The 16,513-nt window shown below is 72.8% G+C and carries 16 protein-coding genes; 15 read left to right on the top strand and 1 reads right to left on the bottom strand.

Going from position 1 to position 16,513, the window contains the following annotated elements:
* Positions 1 to 8: 8 nt before the first annotated feature.
* The 8 genes from ACFPIH_RS08350 (at position 9) to ykgO (ending at position 7,158) form a co-directional block, all read left to right on the top strand.
* Entirely contained in the window at positions 9 to 1,265 is a 1,257-nt protein-coding gene (locus ACFPIH_RS08350; RefSeq protein ID WP_381169766.1) for an NAD(P)/FAD-dependent oxidoreductase, read from the top strand.
* 19 nt (positions 1,266 to 1,284) lie between these two features.
* Entirely contained in the window at positions 1,285 to 1,479 is a 195-nt protein-coding gene (locus ACFPIH_RS08345) for a ferredoxin (RefSeq protein WP_381169765.1), read from the top strand.
* 60 nt (positions 1,480 to 1,539) lie between these two features.
* Positions 1,540 to 2,778 (top strand): cytochrome P450, encoded by a 1,239-nt coding sequence (locus tag ACFPIH_RS08340; RefSeq protein ID WP_381169763.1) that lies wholly within the window; start codon positions 1,540 to 1,542, stop codon positions 2,776 to 2,778.
* 72 nt (positions 2,779 to 2,850) lie between these two features.
* Positions 2,851 to 3,768, top strand: a complete 918-nt coding sequence (locus ACFPIH_RS08335; protein ID WP_381169761.1) for an SDR family NAD(P)-dependent oxidoreductase — start codon at positions 2,851 to 2,853, stop codon at positions 3,766 to 3,768.
* 291 nt (positions 3,769 to 4,059) lie between these two features.
* The gene (locus tag ACFPIH_RS08330) at positions 4,060 to 5,565 is read left to right on the top strand and encodes an outer membrane protein assembly factor BamB family protein (protein WP_381169759.1); all 1,506 of its coding nucleotides are present in this window, start codon (positions 4,060 to 4,062) and stop codon (positions 5,563 to 5,565) included.
* 112 nt (positions 5,566 to 5,677) lie between these two features.
* Positions 5,678 to 6,586: an NAD(+)/NADH kinase gene (locus ACFPIH_RS08325; protein WP_381169757.1), complete on the top strand. Its 909-nt coding sequence runs from the start codon at positions 5,678 to 5,680 to the stop codon at positions 6,584 to 6,586.
* A 138-nt stretch (positions 6,587 to 6,724) separates the two neighbouring features.
* Entirely contained in the window at positions 6,725 to 6,985 is a 261-nt protein-coding gene (locus ACFPIH_RS08320; protein ID WP_381169755.1) for a type B 50S ribosomal protein L31, read from the top strand.
* Between the two features lie 50 nt (positions 6,986 to 7,035).
* Entirely contained in the window at positions 7,036 to 7,158 is a 123-nt protein-coding gene (gene ykgO, locus ACFPIH_RS08315; RefSeq protein ID WP_381169753.1) for a type B 50S ribosomal protein L36, read from the top strand.
* Between the two features lie 63 nt (positions 7,159 to 7,221).
* On the opposite strand, the gene ACFPIH_RS08310 is transcribed toward ykgO, so the two are convergent.
* Positions 7,222 to 8,580, bottom strand: coding sequence for a phosphoinositide-specific phospholipase C-related protein (locus tag ACFPIH_RS08310; RefSeq protein WP_381169972.1), 1,359 nt, complete (start codon positions 8,578 to 8,580; stop codon positions 7,222 to 7,224).
* A gap of 214 nt (positions 8,581 to 8,794) precedes the next feature.
* Here ACFPIH_RS08310 and ACFPIH_RS08305 point away from each other — a divergent pair, with 214 nt between their 5' ends.
* The 7 genes from ACFPIH_RS08305 to ACFPIH_RS08275 all read left to right on the top strand — a co-directional run bounded on the left by ACFPIH_RS08305 (position 8,795) and on the right by ACFPIH_RS08275 (position 16,240).
* On the top strand, positions 8,795 to 9,484 hold the full coding sequence (locus ACFPIH_RS08305; RefSeq protein ID WP_381169751.1) for a cupin domain-containing protein: 690 nt from the start codon (positions 8,795 to 8,797) through the stop codon (positions 9,482 to 9,484).
* Positions 9,481 to 10,500, top strand: a complete 1,020-nt coding sequence (locus ACFPIH_RS08300; RefSeq protein ID WP_381169749.1) for a hypothetical protein — start codon at positions 9,481 to 9,483, stop codon at positions 10,498 to 10,500. Before ACFPIH_RS08305 ends, ACFPIH_RS08300 begins: the two co-directional genes overlap by 4 nt.
* Positions 10,497 to 11,597, top strand: a complete 1,101-nt coding sequence (locus ACFPIH_RS08295; RefSeq protein ID WP_381169747.1) for a hypothetical protein — start codon at positions 10,497 to 10,499, stop codon at positions 11,595 to 11,597. The genes ACFPIH_RS08300 and ACFPIH_RS08295 overlap by 4 nt, the downstream gene beginning before the upstream one ends.
* Positions 11,594 to 12,439, top strand: coding sequence for a hypothetical protein (locus ACFPIH_RS08290; protein ID WP_381169745.1), 846 nt, complete (start codon positions 11,594 to 11,596; stop codon positions 12,437 to 12,439). The genes ACFPIH_RS08295 and ACFPIH_RS08290 overlap by 4 nt, the downstream gene beginning before the upstream one ends.
* A gap of 70 nt (positions 12,440 to 12,509) precedes the next feature.
* A complete protein-coding gene (locus ACFPIH_RS08285) occupies positions 12,510 to 13,046 on the top strand; it encodes a hypothetical protein (protein WP_381169743.1) in 537 nt (178 codons plus the stop codon).
* A gap of 49 nt (positions 13,047 to 13,095) precedes the next feature.
* A complete protein-coding gene (locus tag ACFPIH_RS08280; RefSeq protein WP_381169741.1) occupies positions 13,096 to 14,853 on the top strand; it encodes an asparagine synthetase B family protein in 1,758 nt (585 codons plus the stop codon).
* A 34-nt stretch (positions 14,854 to 14,887) separates the two neighbouring features.
* Positions 14,888 to 16,240, top strand: coding sequence for an aldehyde dehydrogenase family protein (locus ACFPIH_RS08275; RefSeq protein ID WP_381169739.1), 1,353 nt, complete (start codon positions 14,888 to 14,890; stop codon positions 16,238 to 16,240).
* Positions 16,241 to 16,513 lie beyond the last annotated feature (273 nt).

The following is a 16,513-nucleotide window of genomic DNA, read 5'->3' as shown; positions in this document are numbered from 1 at the left end:
GAGCGCGCATGACGATCGAGAACGACAACGGGGACCGCGGGGCGGCCCCGGCCGACGTCCTGGTGGTGGGTGCCGCCGCGGCCGGGCTGGCCACGGTGGAGGCGCTGCGGCGCAAGGGGTACACCGGAGCGGTCACGGTCCTCGGCGACGAGCCCAACCCGCCCTACGACCGGCCACCGCTGTCCAAGCAGGTCCTCTCCGGCGCCTGGGAACCGGTCCGGGCGGAACTGCGGCCCCGTGAGTTCCTGGCGGACCTGAACGCCGAGTTCCACCTCGGCGACGCGGCGACGGCGCTGCATGTGCCGACGCGTACCGTGCGGACGAGGACCGGATGCGAGCTGCGGGCCGACGCGATCGTGATCGCCACCGGCGTGCGGGCACGGACGTTCCCGGGGCAGGAGCCCCTGGCCGGCGTGCACGTGCTGCGCACCCTCGACGACTCGCTGGCCCTGCGCGAGGACCTCTCGGCCGCCGCACGCCTTGTGGTCGTCGGCGAAGGCGTCCTCGGCTCCGAGATCGCGGCCACCGCCCGCACCCTCGGGCTCGACGTCACCCTCACCGGACCGCTCGCCGCCCCGATGGCCCTCCAGGTGGGCCCTCTGGTGGCGGGGGCGCTGGCGGAGCTGCACACCGAACGGGGGGTGCGGCTCCGCCTGGGCACCGGCGTCGTGGGCATCACCGGCGAGGGAGGCCGGGTCACCGGTGTGGCCCTCGGCACGGGCGAGGTGCTGCCGGCCGACGTGGTGGTCGTCGCGATCGGCGCCTCCCCGGCGACGGACTGGCTGGCGGACAGCGGCCTCGAGCTGGACAACGGCGTCGTGTGCGACAGCCGGTGCCGGGCGGCGGAGGGCATCTACGCCGTCGGTGACGTGGCCCGCTTCCACCACGAGCACCTCGGCCGCCCGGTCCGCCTGGAGAACCGTACGAACGCCACGGAACAGGCCATGGCCGTCGCCGGGGTGATCCTCGGGGAGGACCGGCCGTACGCGCCGGTGCCGTACTTCTGGACCGACCAGTACGACGCCAAGCTCCAGGTCCACGGCTTCCTGCCCGTCGACGCCGAGACGGAGGTCGTCGAGGGCGACCTGGCGGCCCGCCGCTTCGTGGTCCGGTACCGGAGCGAGGGCCGGGTCACCGGGGTGCTCGGCTGGAACATGCCGAAGCAGACCCGCCTGCGCCGCCAGGAGGTCGTCGACGACCTCCCGGGCCCCGTCGTCGCCCGCGCGGGGGCGGCAGCCCCGCTCGCGTCGGCCCCCACCCACTGAACGATCAGGAGACAAAGCCATGAAGGTCGTCGTCGACGAGGAGAAGTGCGTCGCCGCCGGACAGTGCGTGGCCGCCGCCATGGACGTGTTCGACCAGCGCGACGAGGACGGCATCGTCGTCCTGCTCGACGAGAACCCGCCGGCGGAGAAGGCCGACGAGGTCCGCAACGCGGCAGCCGTGTGCCCCGCGCTGGCCATCCGCATCGAGGAATAGTCCCCGCGTCTCCCTTCGCCCCATACCGCTCCCTAACCCCACGTATCTGGAGGAATGACCATGGCCGAGGCCGATCTCCAGCTCGCCTCCGACGAGCCGGTCTACTACTACCAGGACGACAGGGACCCCAAGTGCCCCTTCGCTCCGCCGCCCGGACTGCGCGCCCTCAACGACAAGGCGCCCGTCTCCCGGAGCCGGATCTGGGACGGCAGCACGCCGTGGCTCGTCACGGGCCACGCCGCGCAGCGCGCGATCCTGTCCGATCCCCGGGTGAGCTCGGACGACAAGCGGGCCGGGTTCCCGTACCCGAACGCGGCCATGGCCGAGAACGCCCCCCACCACCCGCTCACGATCTTCAACGCCGACGGCGCCGACCACACCCGGATCCGCCGGATGATGACCCGCCCGTTCACGCGCCCCCGGATGGAGGCGCTGCGCCCGGAGATCCAGCGGTTCACCGACGAGCTCATCGACAAGATGCTGGCGGGCCCGAAACCCGTCGACCTGGTGACCGCGCTGTCCCTGCCGCTGCCCTCGCTGATGATCTGCGCGCTGCTCGGGGTGCCGTACGACGACCACGAGTTCTTCCAGAAGCACGCCTCCCTGGCGACCAGGAGTGACAAGACGGGCGAGGACGACCGCGCGGCGGGCGAGGCGCTGGGCGGCTATCTGGCCCAGCTGATCCAGGTCAAGATGGAGACGCCTGCCGAGGACGTGCTCTCGGACTTCGCGGCGCGGGTCGAGGCCGGCGACCTCACCCTTCCCGAGGCCACTCTGCTGGCCATGATCCTGCTGATCGCCGGGCACGAGACCAGCGCCACCATGATCACGCTGGGCACCGGCCTGCTGATGGACAACCCCGAGCAGCTGCGGCTGCTGCGGGAGACGGACGACCCGAAGATCGTCACGAACGCGGTCGACGAGATCCTCCGCTATCTGAGCGTCGCGACGTTCGGGCAGCGGCGCATCGCCAGTGAGGACTTCGAGTTCGAGGGCGTGGACATCAAGGCCGGGGACGGCGTCATCGTCCCGCTGCCCGCGGGCAACTGGGACCCGGAGGCGTTCCCCGACCCGGAGCGGCTCGACCTCACCCGCAAGGCGACCCACCACCACGCCTTCGGCTGGGGCATCCACCAGTGCCTCGGCCAGCAGCTCGCCCGCATCGAGCTCCAGGTCGTCTTCGGCACGCTCTACCGGCGTGTGCCGACCCTGCGCCTCGCGGTCGACCGCGACGAGCTCAGGTTCCGTCCGGCCGACGCGCTGGCCTTCGGTGTCAGCGAGCTGCCCGTCACCTGGTAGCCGTGCGGCACCCCGATCAGCCCAGGGCGCCCGGAGCCGCCGGACACCGCCCGACAACGTACGGAGTCACTCATGAGCGAGTTCAGCTTCGCGGGACGCGTGGCGGTCGTCACCGGCGCGGGCCGCGGCATCGGCCGGGCTCATGCCCGTCTGCTGGCGGAGCGGGGCGCGAAGGTCGTCGTCAACGACCTCGGCGGATCGATGGAGGGCGAGGGCGCCGACGCGGGCCCCGCGCAGAAGGTCGTGGACGAGATCAGGGCCGCCGGCGGCGAGGCCGTCGCCGACACCCACGACGTGTCCACGGAGGCGGGCGGGCAGGCGATCGTCGGCTCCGCGATCGAGCACTTCGGCCGGATCGACGTCCTCGTCAACAACGCCGGGATCATCCGGTGGGCGGGCCTGCCCGAGGTCGACCTCGACAACCTCGAACGGCATCTCGCCGTCCACCTGCTCGGTTCCTTCAACACCCTGCGGGCCGCATGGCCGCACTTCGTCGAGCAGAACTACGGCCGGGTCGTGCTGACGACGTCGAGCGGTGTCTTCGGACTCCCGAACAACCTGTCGTACGCGGCGGCGAAGGGCGGCACGATCGGGCTGGCCCGCAGCGCGAAACTGGCGGGCGAGCCGCACAACATCAAGGTCAACCTGATCGCGCCGGCGGCGATGACCCGGATGGGCGGGGGAGAACCGCCCGAGGACGCCCCGCCGGCACCCGGTCAGCCGTACATGCCGTCGGACGCGGTCGCGCCCATGGTGGCGTACCTCGCGCACGAGAACTGTCCGGTCAGCGGGGAGATCTACACCGCGGGCGCGGGCCGGTTCGCGCGGCTGTTCATCGCCTCCACCGAGGGATACGCCCACGAGGACGGGCCCGCCTCGATCGAGGACGTCGCCCGCAACTGGGACGCCATCAACGACGAGAAGGGCTACTACGTCCCCTCCGACCTGATGGCGTGGTCGGGGTCCTTCCTCAAGCACCAGTTCGCCTGAGTCGCCTGAGCCGGCTGAGTGACTCTGGTGACTTGAAATACGTACCCGCGCCGGAGCCGTCCTGCCCGCGATGCTCCGGCGCGGGTGCACTCTTTCGGGTGCTGTCGCCGGGCCCGCGCGGGGCGGGTGTGAGGGACGGGTGCCGGGGCTCGGGCAGGTCCGACGCGGGGCGACGGGGCCGAAGAGGCGCGTCCTGTCGATGATCACGGCTGCGAACATGAGTCGGTCACGCAAGCCGATCCGCGCGACGGGCGCCGCACCCGCGTCCCGCGCGAAGGAGAACGTCACCCCATGTCCCAGCCGCCCGTGCCGCCTCCGTTACCCGGCCGGCCCGCACAGCAGCCCCCGCCGCCGCAGCGAGCACCTCAGCCCCACCACCCGTACCAGGCCGCCGCACCGCACCCTCAAAACCCCTACGCCCAGCCTTCGTTCGCCCCACCGCCCCACCGGCGCACCCCCCTGGTACTCGGCGCCGTGGCAGCCGCCCTCGCCGTCCTCGTCACCGGCACCGTCCTCCTGCTCCGGGGCGGCGACGGCTCCGCCCGCTCCGACGGCAGGACCACCGGCGCCACGGCCTCCGCTTCCCCCGCGCCCACGCCCACCGGCACCGACGCCCGGGAGCTCCTCCGCGTCGACCCGCCCGAGGCCGAGGGCGACACGGACTTCGTCCAGACGTACGGCACTTGGCTCACCCCGCGCCACTACGCCTCCGGCGCCAAGGACGCCGTCACCGGCTACGACCTCACCACCGGCAGGCTCGCCTGGACGGTCAGGCTCTCCGGCCAGTTGTGCGGGGTCTCCCGCGACGCCACCTCCACCGGCCTCGTCGCCGTCGTGTTCCATGCGACGAAGGACAGCCGGCACAGCCACTGCACACGGTTCGCCGTGGTCGACGTGAACAAGGGCGCCAAGGTGTGGGAGAAGCCCCTCACCGACGACAGCGTGGGTCTCGGGCTCGGACTGAACGTCGCGATCAGCGACACCGTCGCGGCAGCCGGCTGGCCCGGTGGGTCCGCCGCCCGCAGCACGTCCACCGGCACCCCCGTCTGGAACGCGCCGGCCGCCGGCTGCACCCAGGAGGAACATCTCGGCGGCGAGCAGCTTCTCACCCTCTCCTTCTGCGAGTCCTCCGCCGGCCCGCGCTTCCGCTTCGCACAGCGTGATCCGCGGACCGGCAGGGCGACCTGGAAGTACGAGGTGCCGAAGGCCAGGGGCGCCTGGCTGGTGTCCCGCGAGCCGCTCGTGCTCGGCCTGCTCCGGAACGAGGACGGCCTCGACGCCGACCAGCTCGTGACGGTCTCCGACGACGGCCGGGTCCGGTCCACCATCGACCTCGGGGACGACTACGTCGCAGGCTGCGCCGAGACCGGCGGCTGCCACGCGACCGTCGTCGCCGGGAACACCGCCTACCTCGGCAGCGACCCCCACAGCTTCGCCACGGGCAACCGGATCACGGCCTTCGACCTGACCACCGGCAAGGCACGCCGCGACTTCCCGGCACCGGACGAGTCGACCCTGGTCCCGGTGCGTGCCGACGGCACCGCCCTCGTCGCCGTCCAGGAGGCCGAGCCCACCACCCCGGCCCGCGTCCTGCGCCTGGACCCCGCCACCGGCAGCAGCACGACGCTCCTGGAGACGCGCAACGACCTCTCGCTCAACAGCACCCTGCACTCCATGATCAGGGCCGACGCCAGGGATCCCGTGCTCTACGACAACGGCCGGCTCTTCCTCCATCAGGGCAGCCTCCTCGCGGCCGGGAACCCGGAGCCCCTGACGCTGGCCTTCACCACCTGGTAGTCGTCACCGCGAAACGAAGGGCGTCCGGGCGACGATTTACCGGACGACGGACCGGACACCCGCATTCGGGCACCCGCATGCGGGCACGGCCTGCCGACGGAAGGAAACTCTCATGGGGCTGATCGGATCGATCGGTCTGATCCTGCATCCCGGGCGCGAGCCGGGGCCGGTCATCGAGACGATCGTCGAGTGGGCCCGAACGAACCGGACCGAGGTGCTGGGCCTGCCGGACGAGGTGGGCCGTATCGACTGCAGCGCCGTGGCGGTTCCGGCCGCGGCTCTCGTCGCCCGTGCCGGCCTGGTCGTCAGCCTCGGCGGCGACGGCACGATGCTCCGCTCGATGCGGCTGCTCGCCGGCACCGCCACCCCCGTACTCGGGGTGAACCTGGGCCGTCTGGGCTTCCTCGCCGAGATCGACGTCGCCGACCTGCCGCAGGCGCTCGACAGCATCGACGGGGGCCGGTACACGACCGAGCCCCGGATGGCGGTGCGGACCCGCCTCCCGGACGGGCGCGAGGTCCGGGCGTTCAACGACATCGCCCTCGTCCGGGTGCCCGGCAGCGGCATGGCCGCCATCGGGATCCGGCTCCAGGGCAGCGAGTTCATCCGCTACTCGGCCGACGCCGTCGTCGTCGCCACGTCCACCGGGTCCACGGCGTACAGCTTCGCCGCGGGCGGTCCGATCATGTCGCCCCGGGTCGAAGCCATCCTGGTCGTCCCGGCCAGCGCCCACTCCTCCTTCGACCGGGCGCTCGTCCTGCCGGCGGACGAGGACGTCACGCTCGAACTGCTGCCCACGACAGGGCGCCTGGCCGTCGAGGTCGACGGCGAAGTGCTCGGCTACCTCACGGCGGACGACCGGATCACCGTGACGGCCGCGCCCGCGGCGGCGCAGGTCGTGCGTCTCGGCGGCACCACGTTCTACCAGCGGGCGCGCAGGAAACTCGGCATCAGGGGCAGCATCGAAGCCGGCCACCGAACGGACGGGGACCATCCCGGTCCGTCCGGTCCCGCCGACTGATCGGCTCCTGCCGGCTCGGGTGACCGAGGCTTCGGGAATGCGAGCGCCGGGGGCGTTGTTCCCTCACACAGAAGCTGACATGCACCGATCAATACCGGTGCGAGAACCGCGTCGGCCGACCACAAGGAAGGAAACGCCATGAGGTCCGGCATCCATCCCGTCTCCCGCCCGGTCGTCTTCCGTGACCGCGCCGCGGACGTCACGTTCCTGACCCTCTCGACGGCGGCCTCGGCCCGGACGATCACCTGGGAGGACGGCACGACCTACCCGCTGATCGATGTCGAGGTCTCCTCGGCGAGCCACCCGTTCTACACCGGCGCCTCGCGCGTCCTGGACACCGCCGGCCGTGTGGAGCGCTTCGAGCGCCGCTACGGCCGCCCGGCCGCGGCCCGGCACTGACCACGGTCCCGGCCCCGGTCCCCGCAATCCGCACCACAAGGAGCACCGCCATGAAGGTACGCAAGTCGCTGCGCGCGCTGAAGTCCAAGCCGGGGGCCCAGGTGGTCCGCCGACGGGGCGTGGTCTTCGTCATCAACAAGAAGGACCCGCGCTTCAAGGCCCGCCAAGGCTGACGACATCCCCCGCGCGGCGCCGCCGCGCGGGGGACGGGACGGGAGCGTCCGGGCGGCTGTCGGTCACTGTCCGGCGGTGAGGACGTACGTGTTGAGCGTGCCGACCGTGCTCAGCGGTGTCGGGGAGCCGAGGTCGTAGCGGTCCACCGCCAGGTAGTTGGGCTTCTTGCGCGCGGCGGGTGTGCAGAAGTTCTGCGCGCGGTTGAGGAGTTTGGCGTTGTCCGTCCCGGCGGTGCCGCTGATCGTGTAGTCCCGGAAGTGGTTCATCACGAACAGCGGCTGGAACGCGGCCGAGTCCACGGTGAGCGGCCGGCCGGTGCCCCAGCGGCTGTAGCAGGACCAGTCGGAGTCACCGAGCCCGCCGCCCATGGACCAGTAGTTCTCGACGGTCCACTCGCGCTGGTACATCACGCCGAAGGTGTCACGGGTGGTCCAGCCGTTCGCGGTGTCGCTCGCCCGGGTCCGGTCGCTGAAGATCAGCAGTTGCCTGCCGCGTGCCGCGAGGTCCGCCACGGTCGGCCAGCCCCTGGTCGCCACCCCCTCCTGGTCGGGCCGGTACAGCACGTCGGAGAGCCCGCTCACGGAGGCCAGCGAGGACTTCAGCACGTCGGAGGACGCGTAGTCCTCCAGGAAAACGGTGACGAACTGGCCCGGGTTGGCCTTGAGGAAGTCGACCATGCGTTGCAGGTCGGTGGCGAGCGGGACGGGGCTGCTCACGCCGTCGCAGCTGTTGTGGCAGAGGACGGCCTGTCCGGAGACGGTGTAGTCGTCCAGCATGAAGCCCCGGACTCCGTCGCTGAGTTGCCGGCTGACGCCGTAGTTCTGGTTGGGGAACAGATTCACCGGGAACGAGGCGAAGTTGCCGTCGGCGCCGTTGGCGAAGGCGTTGTGCGCGGTGAGGAACGTGACCTGGTCCAGGGTGCGGGTGTCGGCGGACGGCATCTGCGTGGTCGCGTACGACACCGGCGTGAGATACCAGCGGGCGAGGTCACCCGCGGGGCCGAGCTGTACGGCAGCGGAATCGGCGGAGGACCCGGTGAGGTACTGCGAGGTGCTGCCGGGGGCGCCCACGGTGTAGGTGCCGTCCGCGCCGGCGGTGATCGTCCAGGTGGTCCCGTCCGCCCCGCAGGCGGCGGTCACCGCGGAGGTGCCGCTGCGGCCGAGGCAGCTGCCGGACTCGTCGGTGTTCTGCAGCCGGTAGCCCCCGTCGACGGCGACCGGGGTCCACTGCTGGTGGTCCTCGTTGCCCTTGGGGTTGTGCGCGGCGACCGTGCCGCCGCTGTCGGCCACGTTCAGGCCGGTGGTGTAGTTCTGCAGGTAGACCGGGTACGCGGGCACCGCTGCCGAGGCCTGTCCCGGGGACAGGACGGGCAGGGTCAGGGCGAGCGCGGCGGTGCCGCACAGGGCGCGCAGAGGGCGCAGACGCACGGGGGTTCCTTTCACTCCGGCACTGCGAGGTGATGTCAGAGGCATGACATACCGGATGGGGCGGGTGTGGTGCCAGACCTCCCGCCCGAATTCACGAAGGTGGTGTCGACCGACCTCGTCGTGTTTCAGGACCAGCGGTTTACCATACGCATGCGTAGGTGAGCGGCACTTGGGGGAGGCACGCTTGTTCGGCGGCGCACATGACGATGTGTCAGGCACATCGGGACCGGGGGAACTGCCGCGGGGCGCACGGCTGTACCGGCTGCGGCCGGACGGCTCCGTCGTCGTCGCGGACCGTCACGGCGCCCGGGACCTGGGACCCGAGCGGGACCTGCTGCGGTTCATCGACGACGGGCAGTTCGCCCACTATCTCGTCGGCGACGCGGCCACGTCCCCCGAGCGCCCCTCCAACGCCACCGTCAAACTCGGCATCGTCGGCCCGCGCAGCGCCTTCACCCCGCACGCCCACGGCGGGGAGCACTTCGTCCTCAGCCTCGGGTACGCGGCCTGCGGCCTCTACGACAGCGAGCGCGGCCGGGTCACCGAAGTCCCGCTGGTCCCGGGCGAGTTGATCCGGATCCCGGAGATGATGCCGCACTCCTTCGCCAACCGGGGCACCACCCCGCTGACCATCCTGGCCGCCAACACCGGCTACGGCATCGACCACGAGGACTACGCGATCACCGCCCCGGAGGCCGAACGCAGGGCGGCGGCCGAGCCGTTGGACACTGGCGCCCGCACGGCCACCCTCGCCCGCGCCGACTACCTCGCTCTCGCCGCCGCCCTGCGTGACATCGAACAGGTCCAGCGGATACGGGGGCCGGGCGTCACCACCGTACGGGAACGGCTGGCCGCCCGGCTGCGGCGCCTCGCGCACGGACTGGAGGGCCGCCGGTGATCTGCCCGCACTGCGAGAAGTCCCTGCTGCGCAAAGAACGGCCGGGCAACGTCTGCGGCAAGTGCGGGCGCAGATACGCCCTGGACCCCAAGACCAACCTGCTCAAACTCAACGACCTCCGGGTCCGCCGGATCGCCCTCAAGCTCACCCGGGACGGCCAAGTCCCCTGCACACCCGGACAGTTGTGGTACGCCGTGTCCCGGAAGTCGCTGCGGGACACCGATGTCGAGATGGGCTGCGCCGGCGTGCTGCTCGTCGCCGGCGTCGTCGTGGGGCTCCTCGGGCTGGGCTCGGACGTCGTGGGCGCCGTCGTCGTCGGAGGCCTGTTCCTGCTCGCGGCGTTCGGCTTCGTGATCGCGGAGATGATGGGCGTGGGCCGGGGCCGGCCACGGCTCGCCCGGCAGAACTTCGGCACCGGCCCGCTGGAGGAGTGGAAGAGCGTCTACCACTCGCTGCCGCCCGGGGTGATCGACGACAGCCACTACCCGACGACGCCCGCACCCTCGGGCGACGGGCTTGTCCTGGTCTGCCCCGACCCCTCCATCGCCGTCTTCCTCCACGCCGCCGGTCTGACCGCCGACCACGGACTCACCCTGGTCGCCGATCCGCGCGCAGTGACCGCCGCACCCGGCCTGGGACCCGTACTGGTGCTCCATGACGCCGATGCCCGCGGCCTGCTGCTCGCCCACCGCATCCGCACCGCACAGCCCGGGCGTCCGGTGGTCGACATAGGCCTGCCGCTCGGCGCGGTGCACGGCTCCGCGCGCGCCGTGCCCGTGCGGGGCGAGCCGCCGGGGCCGCGCGCCATGGAACTGCTCGAACACAGCGGGGAGTTCAGCCCCGCCCAACTGAAATGGCTGGGCAAGGGATGGGGGTTCCCGCTGGTCGGAGTGGAGCCCGCCAAGCTGCTGGCCGTCGTCTCCCGGGCCGTCGAAAGGGCGGGCACGGCCGACGATCCGGAGCGGCGGCGGGCCGCCTCCGTGGGGTTTCTGACCTGGCCCGAGGAGGGCGGATGATCTGCCCCAACTGCCAGGCCCGGCTGTTGCGCAAGGAACGCACGGGCAGTGTGTGCGCCGCCTGCGGGCGCCCCTTCGCCCTCGACCCCAGGGCGGACGGCCGGGGCATGCACGACACCCGCATCCGGCGCGTCGCCGAGAAGATCACCGACGGAGGACGCCGGCAGGTCACCGTCACCCAGTTCTGGTACCTGGCCCGGACCGGCAACCCTTCGTGGCCGGCGGCTCCGGAGACCGGACGCCCGGGGTGGGCCGGGTTCTGGGCGGGGGCGGTCCTGGCGGCGGGGCTGGTGGGGCTCGGCCTCGCCGTGCGGGGAGTTCCCCACGGAGGCCTCCTGTGGTGCGCGGGCGCCGTGGTGGCCGCCATCGTGTACCTGGTGGCGAAGGGGGAGCCCTCCCGGCCCGCCCGCCGAGCCCGTGCGTATGTGGTGCCCTCGCTGCGGGACTTCAGGACGAAACTCTGTGTGCGGTGGGTGGAGACGTACGGCAGCCTGCCGCCCGGAATCGTCGACGACGAGCAGTCCCCGGACCCACGCGCGGGCGGGGATCCGGGGCGGCAGCCGGAGACGGTCGAACTGCTCTGCCCGGACCGGGCGGTCCGCGTCTTCCTGTCCGCCAACGGATTTCCGCGACGGCTGAACCTGACGCTCGCCGCCGAGACCGAGGAACTGTCCGGCACCGCACCCGTGGTGGTGCTCCACGACGCGGGCGTACGCGGCCTTCAGCTGGTCGCCGACGTGCGCGCGAGCCGGCCCGGGCGGGCGGTCGTGGACGCGGGGCTGCCGGTGAGTATGGTCCTCGGCAACCGCAGAGCCGTGACCCTCCACGAGGACCCGCCCGCGCGCACGCTGCGGGAACAGCCGGACTGGCTGCGGCGGACGGCGCAACTCGCCCCCAAGGAGGCCGAATGGCTGACCCAGGGCTGGTCCAGCCCCGTCGCCGCGGTTCCCCCCGCCCTGCTGGAGCCGGCCGTCGAACGGGCCGTACAGGAGGCCCGCGCCGCTGCCGGCAGACAACGGCGACAGGCCGCCGCCGTCGGGTTCATGAGCTGGCCCGCGGCCTCCCCGGCCACCGGTGAGGGACGGGAACCGACATGACGACGTCCATGAGCCCGGCAGGCCGGCTGCTGCTGGAGCGGGCGATCACCGTCGCCGCGCGGCGCGCCGCCGCTCCCGGGAGCCTCCGCTTCACCGAGCGGCAGCTGTACTACGAGACCTGCCGCGTCCTGCGGCCGACGCCCGCGCCGGTGCGGCGCATCCCGCACAGTCCCGCTCCGCCGCTGCGGCTCTCCCGGTTCACCGAGGCGCTGCGCGGAAGGGAGCCGGCCGGACTGCTCCCCGCTCCGGCCACCGCCGTCCCGGCGATCGGCAGGGCGGCCCGGGAGCCCGATCTCCACGACTACGGGCTGCCCCGGCTGCTGATCTGCCAGGACCGTGCCATCGCCCGGATGCTGCTGGCCAACCATGTGCACCTGGAGGCGGGCTGCCCCGTCCTGAGCGCCGAGGACGATCTGCCGCTGGACCCCCGGCTGGTGGCGGCCCTGGAGCGGGCCGGGGGCGCCACCGTGCACGTCCTGCACGACGCGAGTCCCGCCGGGATCGCCCTGCCCGCCAGGGTGCGCGAGGGGCTCGGGCCGGTGCCCGGTGTCCGGGTCGCCTCGCTCGGCCTGGTGCCCCGGCACGCCCGGACGCTGCGGCTGGTGTCCGGCCGCAGGCCCGGCCCGCTGCCGCCGTTCGGCCCGCTGCCGCCCGGGCTCAGGCCCGCCGAGGCCGAGTGGCTGGCCGAGGGCCGGTTCGCCGAGGTCGCCGCGGTGCAGCCCGCCAAGCTCCTGCGCGCCGTACTGCGGCTCACCCGCGGCCCCCGGCCGCCCCGCCACTCCGTCTGGGGCGACCTGCGCGAACTGCGTACCGCCGGGTTCCTGACCTGGCCCGACGCATGACCCGACCCCGACCCCGACTCCGACCCGAGGACCGTATGCCCGAGCCATCCAGACCCGAGGACCGCAGCGCATGATCCGCCCACGCGAAATCGGCTACACGGACGAACTGCTCGCCGACGGCAGCGTCCACCGCACCTACGAGGACGGCCGGCAGGAATGGCGGCGGCGCGATCCCGGCGGCGTGGTGCGCTGGCACGACAACCAGGACGGCGCGGGCACCGACGAACTCCTCGGCGACAGGATCGTCAAGCGCGCCCTCGCCGACGGCACGGTGACCTACGGGCGGGACCTCGGCTACGGCCGGACCCTCTGGGGGCGCGGCGACACCCTCATGATCAACCGGACGTCGTTCGGCGGCCGGATGGGTGCGATCCTCGTCGGCCTGGGTGTGGCGGGACTCGCCGTCACGGCCGCCCAGCTCCCGCCGCTCGCCCTCACACCGGAGGAGGAAGAGGTACTGCGCCAGCAGGCGCAGAGCTCCTCCTCCGGAGGGGGCGAGTACGGCTACGACGCCGGCGACGGCGGCGGGGGTGACGGCGGCGCCGACTGGGACGGCGGGGACTGGGGCGACGACGGAGGCGGCTGGAGCGACGACGACTTCGGCTGACCGCGCGCAGACGAGTCTCCGGTGACGCGGCAACAGGAAAGGACCCACGATGGCGCGCTTCTGCGTCTGTCTCGCGTCGGCAAGCGGACACCCCGGCGCTCGCCCCGGTGCGGCCGACGCGCACCTCGCCGCCATGGGCGCCCCGGCTCTCGCACCGGGCCTTGCCCTCGTGCGGGACGAACCCGGCCATGCCCAGGGGCCGTTCGACGCGCACGGGATGCGTGCCGTCGGCGAGGTCACCCTGCACAACCGCGCCGAACTCCGCGCCGCCCTCACCGCCGACGGCGCCCCCGCCCCATCCGGCTGCGGCGACGGCGAACTGCTGCTGCGCTGCTGGGCCCGGCTCGGTGAACGGGGTGTCGCGCTGGCCGAGGGCATGTTCGCGCTCGCCGTCCTGGACGGCGCCGATCTCGTACTGATCCGCGACCACGTCGGCGCCCGCACCCTGTTCTACGCCCGCGCCGCCGGCGCCTGGGCGGCCTCCACCTCCCTGCGCGCCCTGCGCCGCTGGCCCGCGCTCGGCACCCGCATGAACCTGTCCGCCGTGCGCTCCTTCCTCACCTTCGCCTATCTGCCGGGCGAGGAGACGCTCCTGGAGGGCGTACGCGAGGTGCTCCCCGGCCGGGTACTGCGGCTGACGGCCGACGGGACCGTGACCGAGACGGTCCACTGGGAACCCCGGGAGCAACTCGACGGATCCGAGGACCATGTCCTCACCCTGCGCGCGCTCCTCGAAGAGGCCACCGCACGGCGGCTGCCCGAGGCCGAGGCCGTCGGCGTCCTGTTGTCCGGCGGGATCGACAGCTCGCTCGTCACCGCACTCGCCGCGAAGCTGCACAGCCACCCCGTCCACACCTACTCCATCAGCTTCGGCGACGAACTCCCCAACGAACTCGGCTACTCGGGCCTCGTCGCCGCGCACTGCCACACCCGGCACCGGGTGCTGACGGTCTCCGGTACGGCCGTCGCGGCACGGCTCGCCGACACCGCGGCCCTGCTCGACAGCCCGGTGGGCGACCCGCTGACGGTGCCCAACCTGCTGCTCGCCGAGGCGGTCGCGGGCGACGGGCTGCGGACCGTCCTCAACGGGGAGGGCGGAGACCCGGTGTTCGGCGGCCCGAAGAACCTCCCGATGCTGGTCCAGGAGATGCACGCCGGGGCTCCGGGAGCGCCCGGGGAGCCCTGGTACGAGGACCGGGCCACCGCCTATCTGCGGTCCTACCGCAAGTGCTGGACCGACCTCCCGGACCTGCTGACCGCCGACGCGTTGTCCGCCCTGGCGTCCGCGCCGGCCCCGCAACGCTTCGTCGAGCCCTATCTGACGGGCCCGGACCGGATGACCCACCTCCTCAACCAACTGCTCCACTGCAATCTGCGGACCAAGGGCGCCCATCACATCCTCACCAAGGTCGAACGGCTGACCGCCTCCCAGGGGCTCCAGGGCCGCGCCCCGCTCTTCGACCGCCGGGTGGTCGACCACGCCTTCGCCACCCCGCCCGCGCTCAAACTCCGGGGCACGGCCGAGAAGTGGGTGCTGAAGGAGGCCGTACGGGATCTGCTGCCCGCGACCGTCGTCGACCGGCCGAAGAGCGGGATGCGGGTGCCGGTGCAGCAGTGGCTGAGCGGGCCGCTGCGCGAGCTGGGCGGTGATCTGCTGCTCGGCCGGGCCGCCCGACGGCGGGGGCTGTTCCGGCCCGACACCGTACGGACCTGGCTGCGCGGAGAGGGAACCCTGCTGCCCCGGCAGGGCGGCAAGCTGTGGCTGGTGCTCACCCTGGAGCTGTGGCTGCGGGCGTACGACCTGTGAACTTCCGCGAACGGACCGAGGAGACGACCGCACCGTGAACACCACCCTCATCGACCCCCGCACCGGCCGGGTCCGGGGCACTTCCCCCGTCGCGCGCGAGAGCGAGGTGCGGTCCGCCGTCGACGCCGCCCGCGCGGCCCTGCCCGGCTGGCGAGGCCTCACCCCCAGGGAGCGGTCCCGCCGGCTGGAGCGGCTGGCGGCGCTGGTCGAGGACAACGCCCGTGCCTACGTCGAGCGGGAGGCGGCCGGCACCGGAAAGCCGGACAGTGAGACGGCCGGCGAGGTGGAGCAGGTCGCGGACCTCTTCCGCTTCTACGCCTCCGCCGTCCGCGCCCAGCAGGCCCCGGCCGCCGGACGCCTGGTGGACGGACACGAGAGCTGGGTGCGCTGGGAACCCCTCGGGGTCGTCGGCGTCGTCGTGCCCTGGAACTACCCGCTGATGATGGCCGCCTGGCGGTGCGCGCCGGCCCTGGCGTCCGGCAACACGGTCGTGGCGAAACCCGCCGAGACCACCCCCGACACCCTGGAACTCCTCGCCGAGCACGCCGCCGAGGCACTCGGCCCGGGCGTCCTGACCGCCGTACCGGGCGACCGGCGGACCGGCCGGCTACTGGTCGGGGCCGACGTCGACATGGTCGCGTTCACCGGCAGCGCGGCGGCCGGCGCCGATGTGGCGGCACGCGCCGCAGGTCGCCGGGTCAGCCTCGAACTCGGCGGCAACGCCCCCGCGTTGGTCCTGCCCGACGCGCCCGACGACACCTGGGCCCAACTGGCCCGTGCCTGCACCTACAACGCCGGACAGAGCTGCGCCGCCCCCGCCCGGGTCATCACCCTGCGCGAGAACTACGAGGAGACGGTGGAGCGACTGGCCGCGGCGGCCCGGGACTGCCTCGCGGGACGGGACTTCGGCCCGCTCAACAACCCGGACCAGCTGGCCCGTTACGACGGCCTCGTCAAGGCCTCCGCCGCCGGCCGCAGCATCGCGGCCGACATCGCCCCGCGCCCGGGCGAGGAGAACGGCTTCTGGCGCCCGGCCCGGATCCTGGCCGACCTCCCCGACGACGACCCGGCCGTGGTGGAGGAGGTCTTCGGCCCGCTCCTCACCGTTCAGCGGGCCGACGACCTGGGCGCGGCCCTGGCACTGGCCGACGGAGTCCCGCAGGCACTCGCGGCGAGCGTGTGGACCCGCGACCTGACCACCGGGCTGGAGCTGGCCGGCCGCCTCGACGCGGGGGAGACCTGGCTCAACTGCCATCTCGTACAGACCGCCGAACTCCCGCACGGCGGCCGGGGCGCCTCGGGCCACGGCACGGACCTCAGCACGCTGGCCCTGCACGAGTACCAGCGCCCCAAGACGGTCACGGCCCGACTGATCCCCAGGAGCTGATGTGGCTGAGGAGGCACCTGTGAGACAAATGTTGACTGCGTGTAAAGGCGCATGTCGCCCTCGCCCTACGCCCGTTCGGACATGAACGACAAGACCTCATTCCGGACAATTGTTTGTTTGGGGCATGACATGGGTGACCTTTGATGTGAGGATCTTCACGCCGCGCGGCACGACACCCATCGCCCGTTCTCCCCGGAGGAGCAGGAGTGCCGAGATCCTTACGTCCCCGCAGGCCCAGACCCTCTCGTAGCCCCCAGCGCGCCGCGCAAGGCG

Source organism: Streptomyces vulcanius, from assembly GCF_042653945.1.
GTDB lineage: Bacteria > Actinomycetota > Actinomycetes > Streptomycetales > Streptomycetaceae > Streptomyces > Streptomyces mangrovi.
The sequence above is the reverse complement of the archived record's forward strand: the minus strand, read 5'-3'. Positions and strand labels throughout refer to the sequence as shown.

Excerpts from the sequence above, each read along its gene's own strand:
- ACFPIH_RS08350 (WP_381169766.1), top strand. The coding sequence starts at position 9 with ATGACGATCGAGAACGACAACGGGGACCGCGGGGCGGCCCCGGCCGAC.
- ACFPIH_RS08345 (WP_381169765.1), top strand. The coding sequence starts at position 1,285 with ATGAAGGTCGTCGTCGACGAGGAGAAGTGCGTCGCCGCCGGACAGTGC.
- ACFPIH_RS08340 (WP_381169763.1), top strand. The coding sequence starts at position 1,540 with ATGGCCGAGGCCGATCTCCAGCTCGCCTCCGACGAGCCGGTCTACTAC.
- ACFPIH_RS08335 (WP_381169761.1), top strand. The coding sequence starts at position 2,851 with ATGAGCGAGTTCAGCTTCGCGGGACGCGTGGCGGTCGTCACCGGCGCG.
- ACFPIH_RS08330 (WP_381169759.1), top strand. The coding sequence starts at position 4,060 with ATGTCCCAGCCGCCCGTGCCGCCTCCGTTACCCGGCCGGCCCGCACAG.
- ACFPIH_RS08325 (WP_381169757.1), top strand. The coding sequence starts at position 5,678 with ATGGGGCTGATCGGATCGATCGGTCTGATCCTGCATCCCGGGCGCGAG.
- ACFPIH_RS08320 (WP_381169755.1), top strand. The coding sequence starts at position 6,725 with ATGAGGTCCGGCATCCATCCCGTCTCCCGCCCGGTCGTCTTCCGTGAC.
- ykgO (WP_381169753.1), top strand. The coding sequence starts at position 7,036 with ATGAAGGTACGCAAGTCGCTGCGCGCGCTGAAGTCCAAGCCGGGGGCC.
- ACFPIH_RS08295 (WP_381169747.1), top strand. The coding sequence starts at position 10,497 with ATGATCTGCCCCAACTGCCAGGCCCGGCTGTTGCGCAAGGAACGCACG.
- ACFPIH_RS08290 (WP_381169745.1), top strand. The coding sequence starts at position 11,594 with ATGACGACGTCCATGAGCCCGGCAGGCCGGCTGCTGCTGGAGCGGGCG.
- ACFPIH_RS08285 (WP_381169743.1), top strand. The coding sequence starts at position 12,510 with ATGATCCGCCCACGCGAAATCGGCTACACGGACGAACTGCTCGCCGAC.
- ACFPIH_RS08280 (WP_381169741.1), top strand. The coding sequence starts at position 13,096 with ATGGCGCGCTTCTGCGTCTGTCTCGCGTCGGCAAGCGGACACCCCGGC.